Origin of the sequence: Streptomyces sp. NPDC058459 (genome assembly GCF_042721685.1) — a bacterium.
Classification (GTDB): domain Bacteria; phylum Actinomycetota; class Actinomycetes; order Streptomycetales; family Streptomycetaceae; genus Streptomyces.
On record NZ_JBHXLV010000017.1, the window covers coordinates 34,013 to 55,023 of the forward strand.

General features: G+C 67.1%; 17 protein-coding genes and 1 pseudogene. 13 read left to right on the forward strand and 5 right to left on the reverse strand.

What is annotated here, in order from left to right:
* Window positions 1–41: 41 nt before the first annotated feature.
* The 4 genes from drmA to ACFWN1_RS06035 all read left to right on the forward strand — a co-directional run bounded on the left by drmA (window position 42) and on the right by ACFWN1_RS06035 (window position 6,801).
* Window positions 42–3,569, forward strand: coding sequence for a DISARM system helicase DrmA (gene drmA, locus ACFWN1_RS06020; RefSeq protein ID WP_384358670.1), 3,528 nt, complete (start codon window positions 42–44; stop codon window positions 3,567–3,569).
* Window positions 3,566–5,437 (forward strand): DrmB family protein, encoded by a 1,872-nt coding sequence (drmB, locus tag ACFWN1_RS06025; RefSeq protein WP_384358672.1) that lies wholly within the window; start codon window positions 3,566–3,568, stop codon window positions 5,435–5,437. The genes drmA and drmB overlap by 4 nt, the downstream gene beginning before the upstream one ends.
* Entirely contained in the window at window positions 5,434–6,279 is an 846-nt protein-coding gene (gene drmC, locus ACFWN1_RS06030; protein ID WP_384358674.1) for a DISARM system phospholipase D-like protein DrmC, read from the forward strand. Before drmB ends, drmC begins: the two co-directional genes overlap by 4 nt.
* A 78-nt stretch (window positions 6,280–6,357) precedes the next feature.
* Window positions 6,358–6,801 (forward strand): transposase, encoded by a 444-nt coding sequence (locus ACFWN1_RS06035; RefSeq protein WP_384358676.1) that lies wholly within the window; start codon window positions 6,358–6,360, stop codon window positions 6,799–6,801.
* Window positions 6,802–6,914: 113 nt separating this feature from the next.
* On the opposite strand, the gene ACFWN1_RS06040 is transcribed toward ACFWN1_RS06035, so the two are convergent.
* Both ACFWN1_RS06040 and ACFWN1_RS06045 read right to left on the reverse strand, forming a co-directional pair.
* Window positions 6,915–9,323 carry a tetratricopeptide repeat protein gene (locus tag ACFWN1_RS06040; RefSeq protein WP_384358678.1) on the reverse strand — a complete coding sequence of 803 codons (2,409 nt, stop codon included), beginning with the start codon at window positions 9,321–9,323 and terminating at the stop codon, window positions 6,915–6,917.
* Between the two features lie 53 nt (window positions 9,324–9,376).
* The gene (locus ACFWN1_RS06045) at window positions 9,377–9,778 is read right to left on the reverse strand and encodes a hypothetical protein (protein ID WP_384358680.1); all 402 of its coding nucleotides are present in this window, start codon (window positions 9,776–9,778) and stop codon (window positions 9,377–9,379) included.
* Window positions 9,779–10,040: 262 nt separating this feature from the next.
* On the opposite strand from ACFWN1_RS06045, the pseudogene ACFWN1_RS06050 reads away from it, so the two are divergent.
* Window positions 10,041–10,192: pseudogene (locus tag ACFWN1_RS06050) on the forward strand (IS630 family transposase); the annotation flags it as partial.
* A 272-nt stretch (window positions 10,193–10,464) separates the two neighbouring features.
* Here the strand turns inward: ACFWN1_RS06050 and ACFWN1_RS06055 are convergent.
* Together ACFWN1_RS06055 and ACFWN1_RS06060 are read right to left on the reverse strand one after the other, a co-directional pair.
* Window positions 10,465–11,994, reverse strand: a complete 1,530-nt coding sequence (locus tag ACFWN1_RS06055) for a helix-turn-helix domain-containing protein (protein ID WP_384358682.1) — start codon at window positions 11,992–11,994, stop codon at window positions 10,465–10,467.
* 84 nt (window positions 11,995–12,078) lie between these two features.
* Complete coding sequence (locus ACFWN1_RS06060; RefSeq protein WP_031181605.1) at window positions 12,079–12,276, reverse strand: DUF4236 domain-containing protein; 198 nt, start codon at window positions 12,274–12,276, stop codon at window positions 12,079–12,081.
* A 170-nt stretch (window positions 12,277–12,446) separates the two neighbouring features.
* Between ACFWN1_RS06060 and ACFWN1_RS06065 the strand changes: the two genes are divergently transcribed.
* The 7 genes from ACFWN1_RS06065 (at window position 12,447) to ACFWN1_RS06095 (ending at window position 17,441) form a co-directional block, all read left to right on the forward strand.
* Window positions 12,447–12,857: an SseB family protein gene (locus ACFWN1_RS06065; protein ID WP_384358684.1), complete on the forward strand. Its 411-nt coding sequence runs from the start codon at window positions 12,447–12,449 to the stop codon at window positions 12,855–12,857.
* Between the two features lie 44 nt (window positions 12,858–12,901).
* On the forward strand, window positions 12,902–13,537 hold the full coding sequence (locus ACFWN1_RS06070; RefSeq protein ID WP_384358686.1) for a hypothetical protein: 636 nt from the start codon (window positions 12,902–12,904) through the stop codon (window positions 13,535–13,537).
* Entirely contained in the window at window positions 13,537–15,201 is a 1,665-nt protein-coding gene (locus ACFWN1_RS06075; protein WP_384358688.1) for a putative T7SS-secreted protein, read from the forward strand. The genes ACFWN1_RS06070 and ACFWN1_RS06075 overlap by 1 nt, the downstream gene beginning before the upstream one ends.
* 9 nt (window positions 15,202–15,210) lie before the next feature.
* Window positions 15,211–15,642: a DUF4279 domain-containing protein gene (locus ACFWN1_RS06080; protein ID WP_384358690.1), complete on the forward strand. Its 432-nt coding sequence runs from the start codon at window positions 15,211–15,213 to the stop codon at window positions 15,640–15,642.
* 22 nt (window positions 15,643–15,664) lie between these two features.
* Window positions 15,665–16,096 (forward strand): hypothetical protein, encoded by a 432-nt coding sequence (locus ACFWN1_RS06085; protein WP_384358692.1) that lies wholly within the window; start codon window positions 15,665–15,667, stop codon window positions 16,094–16,096.
* Between the two features lie 248 nt (window positions 16,097–16,344).
* A complete protein-coding gene (locus ACFWN1_RS06090; RefSeq protein WP_384358693.1) occupies window positions 16,345–16,848 on the forward strand; it encodes a hypothetical protein in 504 nt (167 codons plus the stop codon).
* On the forward strand, window positions 16,845–17,441 hold the full coding sequence (locus ACFWN1_RS06095; protein ID WP_384358695.1) for a DUF4291 domain-containing protein: 597 nt from the start codon (window positions 16,845–16,847) through the stop codon (window positions 17,439–17,441). The genes ACFWN1_RS06090 and ACFWN1_RS06095 overlap by 4 nt, the downstream gene beginning before the upstream one ends.
* A gap of 49 nt (window positions 17,442–17,490) precedes the next feature.
* On the opposite strand, the gene ACFWN1_RS06100 is transcribed toward ACFWN1_RS06095, so the two are convergent.
* Window positions 17,491–17,982: a hypothetical protein gene (locus tag ACFWN1_RS06100; protein WP_384358697.1), complete on the reverse strand. Its 492-nt coding sequence runs from the start codon at window positions 17,980–17,982 to the stop codon at window positions 17,491–17,493.
* A gap of 255 nt (window positions 17,983–18,237) precedes the next feature.
* Here ACFWN1_RS06100 and acnA point away from each other — a divergent pair, with 255 nt between their 5' ends.
* Window positions 18,238–20,955 (forward strand): aconitate hydratase AcnA, encoded by a 2,718-nt coding sequence (gene acnA / locus ACFWN1_RS06105; RefSeq protein WP_384358699.1) that lies wholly within the window; start codon window positions 18,238–18,240, stop codon window positions 20,953–20,955.
* The last annotated feature ends 56 nt before the right edge of the window (window positions 20,956–21,011 follow it).

Consider the following 21,011-nt stretch of genomic DNA (forward strand, 5'->3'; position numbering starts at 1 on the left):
CCCGCCTGCTCTGTCAGTGCCTCGCCCTATCGTTGTGACCCATGAGCGATAAGTTGCCGTCCACGACGTCGAACAGCCCGATTCTGGCTGTCCCGTCCCCAGGCGCGGTACGTGACGAGCTGGCCGAGCTCGTGGTGCTGGACCTGCTCGGACCGGTGGGCGGCGAGCTGGAGGAGGTCGCTGACTCACCGACGGACTGGTATGTGCTGGGGCGGCTTGCACCGAACGGCACCACGATCGTGCCGGAGGAGCTGGATGCCTCGCTCGGCGACAATGAGCTGCCGGGTGCGGATGAAGGGTCGCCGGACGCGGACGCGCCGAACGTGCCGAGCCTGGCTCCGTCGTCGGTCGGTTTCACCGCGCGGGTGCGCGGCGACGCCGACCGTCTGGAGGTGACCGGGCGATGGGCGCGTTACATCCGCTCGCATTCGACGGATCCGAGCATCGAGAAGCTGATCTGGCGTCGTGCGCCCCACACCGGCTGCGTCCCGGTCAAGCTGGTCGAGGGCCTGGTGGAGGCGCTTGTGCTCGATCCCGAGGACGAAAAGGTGGTGCTGCGCGGGCGGGTGCGCCGTTTCCACGACGACTGGTTGGTCACGCTGTTTCTGGTCAACGCGACCGAGACCGACTCCAACTCCGCGCTGCACTGGGTGTTCCAGGCTGAGCTGTCGGCGGCCGGCGCGGACGGCGCGGCGGTGTTCCTGCCCCGGCATGAGCCCGGATCCGGTGGCGATGCCGTCGACCAGGGCGAGCAGCGGCGATTGGCGATGGCCTACCGGTTCAGCCCGGAGTTCGTGGTGGGGCACGCGACCGGGGTGGGCGCGACGGCCAGTGGCGCCGACCCGATGAGAGCTGTCGCGGTTCGGACGAAGGCCGCGCCGGAGTACGACATCGCGCAGACCGACGCGCCGTCGTTCGACAGCGATCCGGACCTGCCGGAGCTGGTGGACCTGTTGGTCGACATGAAGGAACTCGGCGAGTGCGAGCCGCAACGACTGCGGGCGGGGCTGGTGCCACTGGTGGCCGGCTATCGGACGTGGATCGAGCGGGCCGAGGCGCGGATCGGACAGGACGGCCAGTATCTCGATGACTACGCGGATCAGGCCAGGGAGGCGCTGATCGAGGCGAAGCGGGCTGCCGACCGAATCGAAGCGGGGATCGAGCTGGTACTCGGTGACCCGGATGCCCTTGCCGCGTTCCGCTTCGCGAACAGCGCGATGCACTTGCAGCGTGTTCATACACGGGTCGCCGCCGCCCGACGCCGTGACGGATCCCGTGACCCCGACGCGGTGTTCCGCGACGAGGACAAGCCAGCCAACCGCTCCTGGCGTCCGTTTCAGCTCGCGTTCCTATTGCTGAACCTTCCCGCGCTGACCGATCCGGCGCACCCGGAGCGCGTCACGGGAGCCAATGCGGTGGCGGACCTGCTGTGGTTCCCCACCGGTGGCGGCAAGACCGAGGCGTACCTCGGCCTGACCGCCTACACCCTCGCCATCCGCAGGCTGCGACCGAACCTCGGCGGTCTCGATGCGGGCCACGGGGTCGCTGTCCTGATGCGCTACACCCTGCGGCTGTTGACGATCCAGCAGTTCCAGCGTGCCACCGCGCTGATCTGCGCATGCGAGGTCCTGCGCCGGAAGGACGAGGAGCGGTGGGGTGAGGAACCGTTTCGGATCGGCCTGTGGGTCGGGGGGAAGGTGTCCCCGAACACGACCGACAAGGCCGCGGACTGGGTCAAAGACGTCCGGCGGGCGAGCGGGAAGCCCCATCAGAACTCCGGCACTCCCTATCAGCTAACCAGTTGCCCATGGTGCGGAACGAAGATCGAGAAGGGCCGGGACGTCGATGTCGACAAGACCCTTCGCCGCACCTTCCTGCGTTGCCCTGAGCTGTTCGGTTGCCCCTTCGGCGGCGGCGACCCGAACGGGGAGGGCCTGCCGGTCGTCGTCGTCGACGAGGAGATCTACCGGCTGCTGCCGAGCCTGGTGATCGCGACCGTCGACAAGTTCGCGCAGCTCACCTGGAACGGGCGCACACAGGCGCTGTTCGGACGCGCGTCGCGGCACTGCTCCCGACACGGCTATGTCACCGCACAGATCGCCGAGGAGGACTGGGAAGCCACCAGCCATCTCGCGGAAGGACGCTATCGCGCCGCGACGCTCACAGCGGCCAGGCCGGTGCGTCCCCCAGACCTGGTCGTGCAGGACGAACTCCACCTGATCTCCGGTCCGCTAGGCTCGCTGACCGGCCTGTACGAGGCCGCCGTGGACCGTCTTGCCACCTGGGAGTACGCGCCGGGCAAGACGGCGCGGCCGAAGGTGATCGCCTCGACGGCCACCGTGCGGCGCGCCGAGCGGCAGATTCATGCCCTGTTCGACCGGCGCACTGAGGTCTTCCCGCCGCAGGGCCTGGAGATCGGCGACAGCTTCTTCGCCAGGCAGCGGTCCACGGACTCGCATCCCGGCCGCCGCTACATCGGGATCTGCGCCCAGGGGGTGCGCACGAAGTCCACGATGATCCGGGTGTACGTCGCGGTGCTCGCCGCCGCACAGACCGTGCACAAGAAGTACGGGCACAACCCGGTGACCGATCCCTATATGACTCTCGTTGGCTACTTCAACAGCCTGCGTGATCTGGGCGGCATGCGTCTGTCGGTCGAGGACGATGTCTCCACGCGACTGGAGCGGATTAACGAACGCGGCCTGTCACGGCGCTACGACCTGAGGCTTGAGGAACTCACCTCGCGCCTGACCTCGGAGAAGATCCCGGACATCCTCCAGCAACTGGAGTACACCTTCCCCCGGGCGAACAAACTGACGCCGATCGACGTGCTCCTGGCCACCAACATGATCGCTGTCGGGGTCGACGTCTCCCGACTCGGTGTCATGGTCGTTGCCAACCAGCCCAAATCCACCGCCGAGTACATCCAGGCCACTAGCCGTGTCGGCCGCGCCGCGCCCGGCCTCGTCTTCACCGTGTTCAACTGGGCCCGCCCGCGCGACCTGTCCCACTACGAGACCTTCGAACACTTCCACGCCACCGTGTACCGACATGTCGAAGCACTCTCAGTCACCCCGTTCGCAGAACGCGCCATAGACCGCGGCCTGACCGGGGTACTGGTGGCGCTGGCCCGCAACCTGGAGGCCGGCGACAACGGCAACCTCGGCGCGCAGACCTTCGATACACACAGCAGCAAGGCCGACCACATCGTCCGCTACCTGGAACGCCGCGCGGGCGAGGTAGCCACCGACCGGGCCGTCGCGACCCGAGTACGCGAGGAGCTCGACAGCATCCTGGACCTGTGGGCGCGCGAACAGCGCCGCCCCGCCGCCCGACTCGCCTTCGACGCCAAGGGCAAGGCCGACGACATCGTCGGCCTGCTCCACAGCCCGGATTCGGGCCCGTGGAAGCGCACGACCTGTCCGACCTCGCTGCGCGAAGTCGAGCCGGGTATCCGGCTGGTGCTGCGGACCGCTCCGGGCAACGCCGACGACCACGAGCAGCACCCGTTCCTCCCGCGCCCGAACCCGGACGCCGACGGCGCCGGACACGAAGGGGACCCCTCATGACCATCACCGCAGACGGTGCACGCTCGGCGACCGACCTGCGGGTCGGGGAGCTGAGGCCCAGCCAACTGCTGCACACCTACGGTGTCGGCGCGGTGGCAGACCTCCCGAACCTGTCGGTGATGATCCTCGGGCTCGACGAGTGGGAGCTGGAGAAGGCCGCGATCGTGCCGGAGGAGCGGCTCCTGGCGGCGGTGCGCAGCAAGCTCGGCGCTCAGGTGCAGAACCTGCGGATGCCGCCGTACACGCCGGAGGACCCGAACGATTTCACCGGTGTCTGGTCCCGGATCGGTGTGCCGGTCGCGGTGTTCCCGGGCTGGCTGCGTTGCACCGACAACCGGTGCAACCGGCTCGCCCCGGCCGACTCAGGACTCTTTCACCTGCTGCCCAACAGCGTCGCACCCGACCAGACCCGCTTCGTCCACTCCTGCCGCGAGACCGGCCGCAAACGGCCGACCGCGGTGCCGGCCAGGTTCGTCTCCGCCTGCCCGGCCGGGCATGTGGACGACTTCCCGTGGATGTACTTCGTCCACCGCGGCGCACCGTACGGGACGGACCACACACTGAAGCTCGTCGAGCGCGGCACCACCGGCGAGGCGGCGAACATCTTCGTCGAATGCTCCTGCGAGGTGAAAGCCCGGTCCATGGCCGAGGCGATCGGCACCCGCAGCGAGCAGGTACTACCGGCCTGCCGGGGCCGGCACCCGCACCTGGGAACCTTCGAACCCTGCACCGAACAGACCCGGACCATGGCGCTGGGCGCGACGAACGGCTGGTTCGCCATGCAGCTGCGGGTCTTCTCCATCCCGCACGCCGACAATCCGGTGGACAGTGCCGTGGCCGAACACTGGGCCGGGCTGCGGGTGGTGGCGCAGCTGCCACGCGAAACCGCGCGCCTGGTCCTGCCCACCCAGGTGATGTGGCCACAACTCGAACGCTTCGGCGCAGACGAGGTGTTGGACGCGATCACCCGGCGCCAGGGCGAGAACCAGTCCAGCGCCGCGGAAGACACCGACGCACTGGACATCGCCGGACCGGAATGGCTCGCCTTCATCGGCAGCCCGCAGAACCACCCCGACTTCAGCGTCAGCAACGAGCCTGTCCCGGCCGCGCACCGCGGCTGGCTCAGCCAGGTGCGTCTTGTCAAGCGCTTGCGCGAAGTATCCGCACTGTACGGATTCAGCCGGATCGACGCTCCGGAATGGGGCTCCGCGACCAGCGGAGGCGAGGCCCTGGAGGAGAACCGCGCGCCCCTGTCCAGCTCCGCGCCGACCTGGCTGCCATGCGCGGAAACCCGCGGCGAGGGGATCTTCCTGCGCTTCGACGAGAAGCGGGTCGCCGCCTGGGAACAGGACCCGAACGTCATCCGACGCACCAGAACCCTGATGAAGGCACACGAGAAGTGGTGCGCCCAGCGGCGCACCGACGCGGAGTGGCCAGGCATCCGCTATGTGCTGCTCCACACCTTCTCCCACGTCCTGATCCGAGAGTTCGCCCTTGAGTGCGGATACGGCGCCTCCGGAATCGGCGAGCGGATCTACGCGCGCTCCGGCGCCGATCCGATGGCCGGGATCCTGCTGTACACCGCAGCCCCCGACAGCGAGGGCACCCTCGGCGGGCTGGTCAGCCTCGGCGGACAGAACCGACTCGGTACGTTGATCGACCAAGCGCTCGAAGCCGCGCGGCTGTGCGGTTCGGATCCTCTGTGCGCCGACCACGACCCGGTCGCCCACGGCCGCCTGCATGGTGCTGCCTGTCACGCCTGCCTGTTCGCCGCAGAAACGTCCTGCGAACGGGGCAACCACTTCCTGGATCGCGAACTGCTCGTCGAAACATTCAGCGGCCGACCGGGCGGGTTCTTCACTGCATGACCAGCCACAACGCCCCCAAGACCGCGCCCAGCCTGTCCGAAGTACTCTCCGGACTCGTCGCCACTCTCCCCGAGACGTACCTCGCTGCCTGGATCAACGTCCTACACACGGTGCCTGCCCCTGACGGACGCACGGAGTCTCGTCTCATCGCCGCGCACCCGGGCGTCGGACTCGGTCCGCGCGCCGGCCTGCTGCTGTCCGCATGGCGGTCCGCCGATCCACAACCGCCAGGATGCGCCCTGGCCCTGGCCCTCGAAGCTGCCGCCAACCGATACGAGCAGGATCTCGCCGCTCATCACGTCGAAATCGCCGTCTCAGGACCAGTGAGCGACGCGGTGCCGATCAGGCTCACCGCATCCGTCGCAATCCAGGTAATCCAGGCCGCCAGCATCACGCTCCTGGTCACCAGCTACGCCGCGTTCGGCATCCAGGAGATCGTCAGCGAGATCAGAGCAGCGGCAGACCGCGGCGTAAGCGTGGATCTGGTCCTGGAGACCGCCCGCGCTTCCGGCGGCAGACTGCACGGAGACGGCGACGGGCGTACCGCGTTCCACGAACTGCGCTTCCACCCTGACGTGCACCTGTGGCAGTGGGTGAACGACGAGCGGCACGGTCCCGGCGGCCGACGCGGCAGCATGCACGCCAAGGTCATCGCCGCCGACCGGAACACCGCCCTACTCGGCAGCGCCAACCTCACCGACAACGCATACAGCGATAACCTGGAAATAGGCGCTGTCATCCGCGACCCCAGCGCCGTCGCCAGTCTCGTCGATCACTTCATCAACCTGATGCACTCAGAGGACGGCCCCCTGGTCCGTCTGCCTTGGCAACCAGTCTCATAGGGGGCATTGTCAACTTGAGTTGCCAGCTTTGGGGTTGGGGTGATCGTCAGATTTGTTGATCATCTGGGAGGGCTGGTTGTGGAGAACGAAGCGACGTGCAAGGGTTTCCGGTTCCCGGCGGAGACCATCTCCCATGCGGTGTGGCTGTACCACCGTTTCCCCCTCAGCTACCGGGAGGTCGAGAAATTGCTGCTCGTGCGCGGGATCGTCGTCTCCGACGAGACGATCCGGGCCTGGTGTGACCGGTTCGGGCCCCAGGAAGCGGCCGGCCTGCGCCGCCGTCGGCCGCAGGCCGGTGACAAGCGGCACCTGGACGAGGTCTTCATCAAGATCAACGGCATGCGCCACTACCTGTGGCGGGCCGTCGACCAGGACGGCAACATCCCTGGACATCCTGGTCCAGTCCCGGCGGGACGCGAAGGCCGCCAAGCGGTTATGGCCAAGCTGATGAAGAAGCAGTACCGGGTGCCCAGGGTGCTGGTCACCGAACAAGCGATCACCGGCGTATCCACTGCGGTCTGAACACAGCACCACCACCGGCCCCACCACCCCCTGACGCACCATCAGCCAGCCCGCTCGCGGATAACTTGACAACGCCCCACGGCGTGCTGAATGGCGGTCGTCGGAGGGACTCGTCACTGAGCTCGCAGGGAGCAAATATCGTCGCGCATGTTGACGACGGCTGGATCGTTAGGCCCCAGCCTGCTGGCGGCAAATTCAAGCGTCTCCTCGTAGAGCGGAATTGCCCGAGCGAGGTCTCCGGCAAGCTTGTATGCGTAGACGAGATTGTTCCGCGAGTTGAACGTGTCTTGATGCTCCGGCCCAAGGACTCGGGTACGGCCGATCAGCGCCTGTTCGTAGAAGACGATGGCACGGGAAAGATCACCAGCTGCCCTGTACGTGAATCCCAACATGTTCTGGGTTGCGAGGGTCGTGGGATGGTCGACTCCAATAGTTTGGATTCGATTTTCCAGCAGCTGGCTGTACATCGAGATGGCGCGATCCGGCTGCCCTGTTGAAATGTACAGGCTGGCGAGTCTTTCTTGCGTGCTCGTCAACTCGGCGCTATCGGGGGCGAAGATGCCTGGCGCATCATCGATCACCTGCTCTAAGAGTGGAATGGCGCGGTGTGGTTCATCAATCTCGCAGAGAGCAACTGCGAGGTTGTTCCGCGACGTCACTGTGTCCAGGTGATCACTCCCCAGTATCCGAACCCTCACGACAAGGGCCAGTTCTAGATAGGGGATGGCGCCAGATGGATCCCCGTTGGCAAGATGGACACCGCCGAGCACGGCTGATGAAGCGGCAGTTGCTTCGTGATCCAAACCGAGCGTACGCAACCGATCGAACAGGACCTGGCTGTACAGTGACATCGCTGTGGCTATATCTCCGCTGGTCTCATACGCATGACCAAGACAGGCTCGCGCGGAGAAGGTCATCGGGTCGTCCCCGCCAAGGATGTTTACGCAGTCGGACACGGCGTCGTCGAGCATGGAGATCGCAGCAGAGTGATCGCCCCCTGCGAGGATGGCCCGCGCATAGTTCACCCGATAGGTCAAAACGCTTCGACTGTCTTCGCTAAAGCTCGGAGTCGCTTCATCCAGAGCCCATTTGAAGTGCTCGGTAGCCCCCGACGCATTTCCTGCGGCAACTTGTATCTGTCCAAGCAAGTTTTGGATGTCTGGTGAGCCTGAAGGTCCCGCTCCGATCCGGGCCATTACTTGATGTGCCCTCTGTGTATAGTAGTTTGCGTGCCCCAACTGACCTTGGCTCAATAGAAAATATGCGGCAATCTGATAGAGTGCGGCTGCTCCAAGGGTTTCGTCGCTCGCTTCAATTTTTGAGGTCAGCGAGTCGACGTGCGGCATCAGACTGCGGCGCCACCGTGTTTTGAAACCCTCCTCGGGATCCTCATCGCGCAGTGCCTGACGCAGAAGATCTGTAGCGGTAAACGACGACTCGAACGTCCCATCAGGGGAGGTTCGACTCCTAGCAATGACAAACTTTTGCACGAGGCGGTGGACATTCAACGTCGGCTCGTCGGCACCTTCGGTCCACCGGATCACGCTGTATTTCGCGAGCAGTCCCACCGCTGTGCGCACCGCTTGCGGAGACTCCATCCGGAAAAGCAGCGAACGGGGGATTCCGTCAGGCGCAAACCATGCCATTACGTGCAGCAGCTCTTCCGCAAGTGGATGGCCGCTGATTCTCTTCAGGTTTGTCTGAAGGACCCTGGCAACTGTGTGCGCTGAGTCCCCGGAAGCCGAATGGTCGATGAGTACGTCGAGCGGGGTGGCGCTCAGATTCTCAAGATAGTGGCGTGGTCTGGTTCGGGTCTGCGCGATATTGGCTGCCGCTAGTTCGATCGCGAGCGGCAGGTAGCCCAGCTCTTCACACACGAGGGAAGCGTCGCTCAGGTCCTCACTGTTCAGGGCTGACCGTCCGGCGATCGTGACCAGTAGGCCCAGCGCAGCGTCCGGGTCCAGAACGTCGAGGGGCATCACCGGGCCGATGTGGTGCCAGCCTGTAGCCTGTTGGCTGGTGACGATGAATCGTCCCCGAGGCAGCTGGCTGAGTAGAGCGCGTACCTCCCTGGGGGACGAGGCGTTGTCCAGAACGAGCAACCAGTCGTCATGAGTCTGAAGCCAGGCTCGCGCCCACTCCGCAGCAACTTCGCTCGGCTGATCGACCAGCCCAGGGTCAATGCGACAGGCCAGCCGGGACAGACCGTACTCGATCTGGGTCGCGTCTCCGGCCGATATTTCCCAAACAGGGTTGTACTTGCCCCGGTACTCGGAGGCTGTCTGAGCGGCCAACGACGTTTTGCCCACGCCGCCGCATCCAGTGATCACAGCGACCGAACCGGGGGGCCCACCGAGGATGCCCTTCAAACGTTTCTGCTCGCCGATCCGGCCCGAGAAAACTGGGCTTTTGCCGCTGTGGAACCCGAACACATCGGGGGGAGCAGGCACCGCCGCTGTCGGCTTCGGTGCGCCCGGCGCAAGAGTGATCTGGGTGATCGAGGCATTGTCGCCGGTGGACACGATCCCGGTGTTGTTCCCGACAAGGACGGATCGTTCGAAGCCCTGATCCACACCTACCTCTGGATGGTCGCGTTGTCGCCTGTGGAGATGACTCCGTCGTTGTGCGTGACCGCGACGGAACGTGTTCCCGTCGCCTGAGCCGTCACAGGCGATCCAGTCAGAAGCTTCTTGAGGTCGGAGGCCAAGCCGGCGTCTTCTACAAGGGCCTTCTTTAATTGGGCGCGCAATGCACCGAGGAAGTCCTCGTCGTCGAGGGCACTGGCCAGATCCTGAACGGCAACATCGATACGGGGCTGCACGTCCTCATTCCGTCGCAACCGTGCCAGCAACCGTTGTCCCAGGCGCACGGTCTCCACGGCCGCCGCGTCCTCGGCATGCACCAAGACGTTCGCTCCGTAGGCGGCCACGGCCGCCGTCACGCTGGGCATCACCGCATCGACAAGCGATGGATCCACGCATTCCTCCCCAGAGGATGATCGAGTGCGTAAGAGATGTCCACTGTATCGAACAGCCTTGAGATGCAAGGCCGTTGAGTCTAGACGGTGCGGGGTAGCTCTTGTGGATGGGCGGCGGCCGCTCTGGCGCACCCGCAGGGTGCAGCGCTGGGCTGGTGCCCCCAGTCACGACGTCATCGAGGCAGCGGGAGAACCAGAAACCGGAATCTTTCCTGCCGTAGATGGGCCATCGGAAGCCCACGCCGAAGGCCGCCACCGCAATCCGCTCGAGCGTGCGGTGGTGCTCTGTGTCGACGAGAAGTCCCAGGTGTAGGCCCTGGACCGGTCGCAGCCCGTGCTGCCGGGATGCCCGAGCGCCGCACCCACGACTACCTGCGGCACGGCGTTACCAGCCTGTTCGCCGCATTCGACGTGGGTGCCGATGGTCGACCAGATGGGGTCAGCGTGACACGACCGACATCGGACGTTGCGAGGCCACTTCGGCGACAACCCTCCGTGAAGGCTGACGGATACTCAGGCATCTCTGACGCATCGTCAACCATTTAAGATCATCTTGCACGTGTGTTGCACAAGGTGCTGAAAAACAACAATGATCAATGGAGGGTCGTGAAGGTGGGTATCCGCAGGTCAACTGACATGTTGAGGTGTCGTGCCCTTTGCCTCCAAGGGGCACGACACCGCGCGTATCAGATGTCCCGGAAGATCTCGATCTGCGCCCCGATCGAGTTCAACCGCTCCGCCAGATCCTCGTACCCCCGGTTGATGACGTACACGTTGCGGAGTACCGAGGTGCCCTCGGCGGCCATCATCGCGAGGAGGACGACCACGGCGGGGCGGAGGGCGGGTGGGCACATCATCTCGGCCGCGCGCCAGCGGGTGGGGCCCTCGACCAGGACGCGGTGGGGGTCGAGGAGTTGGAGGCGGCCGCCGAGGCGGTTGAGGTCGGTGAGGTAGATGGCGCGGTTGTCGTAGACCCAGTCGTGGATGAGGGTCTGGCCCTGGGCGACGGCGGCGATCGCCGCGAAGAAGGGGACGTTGTCGATGTTCAGGCCGGGGAACGGCATCGGGTGGATCTTGTCGATCGGCGCCTCCAGCTTGGAGGGGCGGACCGTGAGGTCGACCAGGCGGGTGCGGCCGTTGTCGGCGAAGTACTCGCGGCTGCGGTCGTGGTCGAGGCCCATCTCCTCCAGGACCGCCAGCTCGATCTCCAGGAACTCGATCGGCACCCGGCGCACCGTCAGCTCCGACTCGGTCACCACGGCCGCCGCGACCAGGCTCATCGCCTCGACCGGGTCCTCGGAAGGAGAGTAGTCGACGTCGATGTCGATGTTCGGGACGCCGTGCACGGTGAGGGTGGTGGTGCCGATGCCCTCGACCCGTACGCCCAGGGCCTCCAGGAAGAAGCAGAGATCCTGGACCATGTAGTTGGAGGAGGCGTTGCGGATGACGGTCGGGCCGTCGTGGCGGGCGGCGGCGAGCAGCGCGTTCTCCGTCACGGTGTCGCCGCGCTCGGTCAGCACGATCGGGCGGTCCGGGTGCACCGTACGGTCCACCACGGCGTGGTACTGGCCCTCGGTCGCCGCGACGTCCAGGCCGAACCGGCGCAGTGCGATCATGTGCGGCTCGATGGTGCGGGTGCCGAGGTCGCAGCCGCCCGCGTACGGCAGCATGAAGCGGTCCATACGGTGCAGCAGCGGGCCGAGGAACATGATGATCGAGCGGGTGCGGACGGCCGCCTCCGCGTCGATGGCGTCCATCTCCAGTTCGGCCGGCGGGACCAGCTCCAGGTCCACGCCGTCGTTGATCCAGCGGGTGCGCACGCCGATGGAGTTCAGCACCTCCAGCAGGCGGTACACCTCCTCGATCCGCGCCACCCGGCGCAGCACCGTGCGGCCCTTGTTGAGGAGGGACGCGCACAGGAGTGCCACACACGCGTTCTTGCTCGTCTTGACGTCGATGGCGCCGGACAGCCGACGGCCGCCGACGACCCGCAGGTGCATCGGACCCGCGTAGCCCAGCGACACGATCTCGCTGTCCAGGGCCTCACCGATCCGGGCGATCATCTCAAGGCTGATGTTCTGGTTGCCGCGCTCGATGCGGTTGACCGCGCTCTGGCTGGTGCCGAGCGCGTCCGCGAGCTGAGCCTGAGTCCAGCCACGGTGCTGCCGGGCGTCACGGATGAGCTTGCCGATGCGTACGAGGTAGTCGTCTGACATGAGGTCGAGGCTATCTCAGATATGAGATGGCGCCTCTTGGGGGGTCCGTTCGGGTGACGCGGGGTCAGCGGCCGTCTGGGGCGGTCAGCGCTTCTTGGTCGTGGTCTTGCGCCAGCCGAACGGGCCCGGCAGGTCCATGGAGGTCGTACGGCGTCCGGTGCTGCTGTGGGTGTGACGGGGTCCGTGCTTGCCGCCGCCGGTCGTGATGGACCAGGAGTGGCGGTTGATGTTCAGCCGTACGCCGGGAAGGATGCGGAAGCTCTTGCGGAACGTCAGACCCATGGCTGTCTCCTCCGATTGTCGGCGCTCCTGAGTGGCGCACAAGCCGGATACCCCCATTCGGGGAACTGATGACCGACAGACCGTGCGGCTTGCGGCCGGGCGCACCCTGTGCCAAGGGTGTGACGGGTACGAGCTTGTTTTCTGCCGTTCGCGGTCGTGATGATGGCCGCATGTCTGAGAACGGGGACCGGACAGCGGGTTCGGATGTCACGCCGGCCGGGAGGCAAGTGGCGTCGCGCAGACGGGAGTTCGCCGAGCTGCTCGGAGAGTTCCGCCGAACGCCGGTTCTCGTGCCGCTGGGTGATGAACAGGCGTTGCTGACCGCCGACTTCAACGGCATCCGCTTCATCCTGGCGTTCTCCGACGAGCAGGCGCTCGCCCGGTACGCCACCGCGCGCGGGGAGTCGGCGCGGGAGTGGGCGTATCAGCGGGTTCTGGGCGGGCGGCTTCTGGATGTGGCGGTGCCTGCGGCGGGTGTGCCGTGCGGGGTGGCGCTGGACTGTGCGGACGGGTCGGAGGGGATGGTGTTCCCGCCGGTGGCGGGCATCGTGCCGGACGGCGCGGCGGTGGACCTGGACTAGGACGAGGTGCGGCACGGGGGTGCGGTGTGAGCGGTGAGGGCGGGATGGATCTCCAGGCGCAGGGCTTGGAGGAGATCGCCAAGGGCCTGACGGAGGCGCTGGGTGAACTGGGCGAGCTGGGCATGGCCGGCCAGGCCGGCGCGGGCCGGGGTTTCTCCGGAATCGCCCTGTCGGGGCTGGAGTTGGGGCATGAGGGCCTCACCGGTGAGCTGAAGACGTTCTGTGAGCGCTGGGAGTGGGGGGTGCGCGCGTTGGTCGCGGAGGGTAACGCGTTCGCGCAGAAGACGAGTCTGTCGGCGGGCACGTACTACGAGACCGAGCAGTACCTCAAGGGCAGTGTGAAGATCGTGGCGAACTCGGCGGTGGGCAATCCGTACGCCTCCGAGGAGGATGTGGAGAAGATGGGCTGGGGGGACATCGCCAAGTCCGCTCAGACGGTGGACTACTCGCAGGAGTCTTTCGAGCAGGCGTGGGAGAACAGCAAGCAGGGCTGGAAGGACGCGGGCCGGGACGCGATGACCGCGCACATGATCGGCTCTATCCCCCTCACCCCGGAGAACACGCACGGCGCGCTGGGCGTGTCGGACCAGGAGTACGGCCAGTTCCTCGACGACACCTTCGGCCCGTCCCCGGAGGCCCGCGCCAAGGCCGCCGAGCAGCAGCAGGGCGTTGAGGGCTGATGGGGCTGGGGGACATCACCAACTCGGTGCTGGGCGGCGCCGAGGACCTCTACGACAAGGGTAAGAAGAAGGTCGGCGAGCTGGTCGACGCGGGCACGGACGAGCTGGGCGGCGCGATGGACCGCGTCGGCCTGCACGACTGGGCCGACGGTGTGGAGGACTGGGGCGACGACGTCGCCTCCGACCTGGGCGCGACCCCGGGCGAGCAGCAGCTGGACCAGACCGAGCAGCCGGACGAGCTGGTCCACGGCAAGCCGGAGAAGATCCGCGAGAGCGCGAAGCACCTGAAGGACTTCCACGGGGCCTTCGACAAGGTCGGGTCCGGCCTGAAGAAGATCGACTCGGCGGCCTGGAAGGGCGAGGGCGGCAACGCCTTCCGGGAGAAGTTCGGCGTCCACCCCACCAAGTGGGCCCACGCGGCCGAGGCATGCGGGTCGGCGGCGGACGCGCTGGAACGGTACGCCGACACGGTCACCTGGGCGCAGAAGCAGGCGGCGGAGGCCGTCGAGCTGTACAAGAAGGGGAAGAAGGCGTTCGAGGACGCGGCCGACGAGTACCAGAAGAAGGCCGACGCCTATAACGCCGAGGCGCGCGCGGGCGCGGACCCTGGTACGAAGCCGGTGCAGGACATGCAGGCGGGCAAGTCCGACCGCGACGCGGCCGCGACGAAGCTGAACGAGGCCCGCAAGCAGCGCAACAGCGCCGCCGCGGAGGCCCAGGGCAAGGTCACGGCTGCCATGGCGCACGCCCCGGCCGAGCCCCCGCCGCTGGAGCGCCTCGGTCACGACTTCACCGACGGCTACCAGGCCGCCAACACCGAACTGACCCACGTGGTCGGCGGCGCCCTGAAGGGCACGGCCGGCCTGGTCAACTTCGCCCGCGGCCTCAACCCCACCGACGCGTACAACCTGACCCACCCGGCGGCCTACCTCCAGAACGTCAACATGACGCTCTCCGGCCTGGTCTCCACGGCCACCCATCCCGAACGCACGGTCCAGGCGGCCATCGACGGTCTGAAGAAGGACCCCTCCGAGTTCGTGGGGCGGCTGATCCCCGAGCTGGTGGGCACCAAGGGGGCGGGGCTGGCGCGGGGCGGGCTGCGGCTGGCGGCGAAGGAGGGCCTGGAGTCGGCGGCGCAACGCGGCGTGCGACAGGGCATGGAGCGTGAGGCCGCCAGAGGTGTCGGGGACCCCATCCCGGAACACGAGGCAGCCAAGAACGCGCTGCGTGAAACCAGCCCGCAGGTACTGAACAAGAAATGGCCGGACACCGACGGCCGTTATTATGCCGACCGGGTGCTTGCCGGTGGCCGCCCGGACGGGGAGATCGTCTTCGCCGGTCACGGGCATCTCGAACGACTGGCCGGGGAGACAGTGGTTCCCGAGGGAACCAACATTTCCTTCTATGTGCAGCACGGTGAGCGTCTTACGGGGCTCAACGGTCTGACCGTCGAGCGGGGAGTGTATCCGGGAGGGTACGTGGAGACATTCGGGCCGGGAGAGGTCGTCCCGAACTATACGCTGGGGCCTCCGGCCGCCACGGGCGGTGGAGGTTTCAGTGTGTTCGAGAATTCGACGACCGTCGGCAGAAATGCCTCTCTGAGTGAGCTGCTGAAGCCCGGCATGGGAAATACTCACTGGGCGGCATGCCGTGAGCTGAAGTAGAATAGTCGGATGTCTAGGGAGTCATGCGTGACTGCAACAGAAAAGCGTTACTGGCTGTCGACGGCCGTGTCATTCGTCGTCTCGGGGCATGATCTGCAGCCGGAAGAGGTCACTGCTCTCCTTGGAATCGAGCCGACTGGTACGCGTAGTCCGGGACCGAGCAGGTGGAGTCGGCCGGGCGACACCGACGGACTCTGGGGAATCCGCTGCGACTCGAACCTTACTCACGACTTCCGTGAACAGTTGGCTCACGTCCTGTCCATCATGGAGAGCAAGAAGGACGAGCTGACGCGACTGGTCGGGCGCGGGTACGACGTGACCGTCGACTTCTACGGGTTTGCCGGGAACGACTGCGTCCTCACTCTCCGGCCGGACGAGGTCGAGAGAATCGCCGCCCTGGGGTTCCCCCTCAAGGTCGCGGCCAATATGAACGAGCGTTGAAATGGTGGTCAGGGAGTCAGTGGTGGGATTGAAGCCGTGGGGCAGGTTGAGTACATCCCTGGTGGTCACGGGGGAGGGCGTGCATTCTGGTCTCCTGATTTCCGCGATGCGACTCGGTGGGGATTTCTCCTTGCCGGAAGGTGTGGGTATCTATTCCGGACCCGGCTGGGCCACGCTCACCGTGCACGACCGTGACGCGGAGAGCGCCGACGAGCAGGTGACGGAACTCCTCGGATTCCTGCGCTCTCGCGAGCCGGAACTCGACGCGCTGCGGCAGGCGGGCAGGTCGGTCCAGGTCGACGTCTCGGGCGTCGGTTCCGAACCGGGATCGGGACTTCACTTCTCGCCGGCGGTACTCACCGGACTCGCCGACCTGGGAATTCCGGTCACCTTCACGACGGTCACGGAATCCGGAGCGGACCCGGAAGACCCGCTCGCCTGGCTCGACGCTTGAATCCCGGTGCGCCCTGCCCGGTACGGGACGAGAACCCCCGGGGAAGGCGGGCCGATCGCGTCATCGGCCAACGGTCATGGGATGCGCATGGGATGGGGGACCGGTCGTCGGCCCTCGAGGGCAGTCTCGGAGACGTCTCCGCGTTCTGGATTCTGTGTGACCCGAGGCAAGGGGATCGGGGCGAGCGAGAGATCGTCAAGTTCTTCGCCGACGGCGGCGACCTCGCCTACCTGTGAAGAGTGGAAGTGATGCGTGTGCTGCACGAGATCGAGGGTGTCACACAGGAGTTGGCGCGGGTGTCCGAGCGTCCCGGAATCGACTCGGGCACTCCCGTTCTTGCCTGCATCGCGGTGACTCCGGAAGGTGATGCGGAGGCTTACGCGGGCCGGCTGCGGGAAGCGCTGCGGGCGGTTCTCTCCCTCGCCGTGCAGGCGGACTTCGACCAGGAAGAGGTTCCCGTGGACGGCATCCCGGACTGGTTCCTCGGTGCCGGGCGCACCCTCGGCGCCTGGGAGATCCAGGACTGGCTCTTCCGCTTCGACCCCGAAATGGAGGCGCGCGGCTGGGAGTTCTGGGATCTCACGCGTGCTGAAGACGGCAGCGGACTGCTTCACCTGTGGCTCGACACCCGGGGTGAGCCGATGTTCTCCCGTGAGGAGCTGCGCTGGCTGCTCCACGCCTGCGGCGCGGAAGCGATTGCCGACCCGATGGTGGTCGGGGCCGACTCCTGGGCCGCGGAGATGACGATATGAACGGCGTACCCCCGACCCGCCAGGTCCGCGCGGCCTTCGACGAGCGGGTCGTCACCGTATATCAGGCGTACGGCGCCCGGATCGCGGAACCGGCCCTGCGTGCCGGGACGTTCGTCGAGCCCTTCAAGCTGACGCGGATGACGTGGATCAAGCCGTCGTTCCTGTGGATGATGTACCGCTGCGGCTGGGCGGCCAAGCCGGATCAGGAGCGGGTCCTCGCCCTCGACATCACGCGTGAGGGCTTCGAGTGGGCGCTCGCCAGCTCCTGCCTCAGCCACTTCGACCGCGCCCGCTTCGCCACCCAGGCGGACTGGCGCGAGGCGCTTCGGGCCAGTCCCGTACGGGTCCAGTGGGACCCCGAACGTGATCTCCAACTCAACCCGTTGCCGCACCGGGCGATCCAGATCGGACTGTCGGGGGAAGCGGTGCCCCGGTACGTGGCGGACTGGATCGTCTCGGTCAGGGATGTGACTCAGCTCGCCCACGAGGTGCACGGGGCCGTACGCGCGGGGGGCGAGGACGCGGCCCGCGCACTGCTTCCCGTCGAGCGGCCGTACCCGCTCTCGGACGAGCTGACGGCACGCATCGGCTGAAGCCCGAGCCCGCTGTGGGTGTGACGGGGACCGTGCTTGCCGCCGTCGGTCACCCGTTCCGCCTGCGTTCTTCGCGGCGCAGGGCCCGGCGCCACTTGCCCGGGAGGGTATGCGCCAGTTCGCCCACCTCGCAGAGCTCGTGGCCCTCGTCGGCCCGGCACCACCACACCGCCCGCTCGTCCGCGCCGGAACCCGCGTGCACTCCGGTGCGGTGTTCCGGGCACACCGGCCACACCTGCCACAGCACCGCTTGGACCGTCTCCTGGGCGGCGCCGGCCATGTCGTCGGCGACGGGGTCCGTCACGCCGTCGTGCCAGCGGCCGTCGGGCAGGGCCGCGTGGTACTGGTCCGGGATGTCCTCGTCGTCCGACGGCGTCCACACCAGCCGCACCGGCCCGGCCTCCGGCAGTGTCGCCGCCAGGTCCCGGTTCACCGCCGCCAGCGCGGCCTCCAGGTCGGGCCGGCTGCCAGGCTCGACCGGACGGGTCCACGACTCGGGCTCCGGGCCCGGGACGGCGGAGTGGTACGAGAAATGGTTCATCCGGTGATCGTCCCAGCCGCCCACCCCCGCGTGCCTCCCCATTCCGGGCGTGACGGACCGCTCACACCCGCCGTCCGGGCATGACCATCCAGCCCTCATGTACTAGAGTTATCTCGACATCGAGATATCTGCCGAAGGCGCACCGCGGCAGCCACACCGGTAAGGGTGACCTGACTTAGCCTTACCTCAGCGGATCGTCGGACCGGCGTGGCGGCAGGATGCGGTGGAACGCGCACATCAATGAAGGAGACTGTCGTGTCGGCGAACAGCTTCGACGCCCGCAGCACGCTGCAGGTGGGCGACGAGTCGTACGAGATCTTCCGGCTGGACAAGGTCGAGGGCTCGGCCCGCCTGCCCTACAGCCTGAAGGTCCTGCTGGAGAACCTGCTCCGCACGGAGGACGGCGCAAACATCACCGCCGACCACATCCGCGCCCTCGGGGGCTGGGACTCGCAGGCCCAGCCCAGCCAGGAGATCCAGTTCACGCCGGCCCGCGTGATCATGCAGGACTTCACCGGCGTCCCCTGTGTCGTGGACCTCGCCACGATGCGTGAGGCCGTGAAGGAACTGGGCGGCGACCCGGCGAAGATCAACCCCCTCGCCCCCGCCGAGCTGGTCATCGACCACTCCGTGATCGCCGACAAGTTCGGCACCGACGCCGCCTTCAAGCAGAACGTCGAGCTGGAGTACGGCCGCAACAAGGAGCGCTACCAGTTCCTGCGCTGGGGCCAGACCGCGTTCGACGAGTTCAAGGTCGTCCCCCCGGGCACCGGCATCGTCCACCAGGTCAACATCGAGCACCTGGCCCGCACCGTCATGGTCCGCGGTGGCCAGGCGTACCCCGACACCCTGGTCGGCACCGACTCGCACACCACCATGGTCAACGGCCTCGGCGTGCTGGGCTGGGGCGTCGGCGGCATCGAGGCCGAGGCCGCGATGCTCGGCCAGCCGGTCTCCATGCTCATCCCGCGCGTGGTCGGCTTCAAGCTCACCGGTGAGCTGAAGCCCGGCACCACGGCCACCGACCTGGTGCTCACCATCACCGAGATGCTGCGCCGGCACGGTGTGGTCGGCAAGTTCGTCGAGTTCTACGGCGAGGGTGTGGCCGCCACGAGCCTCGCCAACCGCGCCACCATCGGCAACATGTCGCCGGAGTTCGGCTCCACCGCCGCCGTCTTCCCGATCGACGACGAGACCCTGAAGTACCTGCGCCTTACGGGCCGCGACGAGCAGCAGGTCGCGCTGGTCGAGGCGTACGCCAAGGAGCAGGGCCTCTGGCTGGACCCGGCCGCCGAGCCCGACTTCTCCGAGAAGCTGGAGCTGGACCTCTCCACGGTCGTCCCCTCCATCGCCGGCCCGAAGCGCCCGCAGGACCGCATCGTCCTCGCGAACGCCGCCGAGCAGTTCAAGACGGACGTCCTCAACTACGTCGACGTCGTGGACGAGGCGGGCAAGGAGTCCTTCCCGGCCTCCGACTCCCCGGCCGTCGCCCCCAACGGCGCCCCGTCGAACCCGGTCACCGTGACCGCCCCCGACGGCACCACCTACGAGCTGGACCACGGTGCGGTGACGGTCGCGGCCATCACCTCCTGCACCAACACGTCGAACCCGTACGTCATGATCGCCGCCGCGCTCGTCGCGAAGAAGGCCGTGGAGAAGGGCCTGACCCGCAAGCCGTGGGTGAAGACCACCCTCGCCCCGGGCTCGAAGGTCGTCACCGACTACTTCGACAAGGCGGGCCTGACCCCGTACCTGGACAAGGTCGGCTTCAACCTCGTCGGGTACGGCTGCACCACCTGCATCGGCAACTCCGGCCCGCTGCCGGAGGAGGTCTCCCAGGCGGTCAACGAACACGACCTCGCCGTCACCTCGGTCCTGTCGGGCAACCGCAACTTCGAGGGCCGCATCAACCCCGACGTCAAGATGAACTACCTGGCCTCCCCGCCGCTGGTCGTCGCGTACGCCCTCGCGGGTTCCATGAAGGTGGACGTCACCAAGGACGCGCTCGGCACCGACCAGGACGGCAAGCCGGTCTTCCTGGCCGACATCTGGCCGACCGAGGCCGAGGTCAACGACGTCGTGGCGAACGCCATCGGCGAGGACATGTTCAACAAGTCCTACCAGGACGTCTTCGCGGGCGACGCCCAGTGGCAGGCGCTGCCGGTCCCGACCGGCAACACCTTCGAGTGGGACGCGGAGTCCACCTACGTCCGCAAGCCCCCGTACTTCGAGGGCATGGGCATGGAGCCCGCCCCGGTCACCGACATCTCCGGTGCCCGGGTGCTGGCCAAGCTGGGCGACTCGGTCACCACCGACCACATCTCCCCGGCCGGTGCCATCAAGGCCGACACCCCGGCCGGCAAGTACCTCACCGAGCACGGTGTGGAGCGTCGTGACTTCAACTCCTACGGCTCGCGCCGCGGCAACCACGAGGTCATGATCCGCGGCACCTTCGCCAACATCCGCCTGCGCAACCAGATCGCGCCGGGCACCGAGGGCGGCTACACCCGCGACTTCACCCAGGCGGACGCGCCGGTGTCGTTCATCTACGACGCCTCGCGCAACTACATCGAGCAGGGCATCCCGCTCGTCGTGCTGGCCGGCAAGGAGTACGGCTCCGGCTCGTCCCGCGACTGGGCCGCCAAGGGCACCGCGCTGCTCGGCGTCAAGGCCGTCATCGCCGAGTCCTACGAGCGCATCCACCGCTCGAACCTCATCGGCATGGGCGTCCTCCCGCTCCAGTTCCCCGAGGGCGCCACGGCGGCCTCCCTCGGCCTGACCGGCGAGGAGACCTTCTCCTTCACCGGCGTCGAGGAGCTGAACAACGGCACCACCCCGCGCACGGTCAAGGTCACCACCGACACCGGCGTGGAGTTCGACGCGGTCGTCCGCATCGACACCCCCGGCGAGGCGGACTACTACCGCAACGGCGGCATCATGCAGTACGTGCTGCGCAGCCTGATCCGCAAGTAGCAGGCGCCGCGACGGAAACGAGGGCCGTGTCCCGTACGGAGAGTACGGGGCACGGC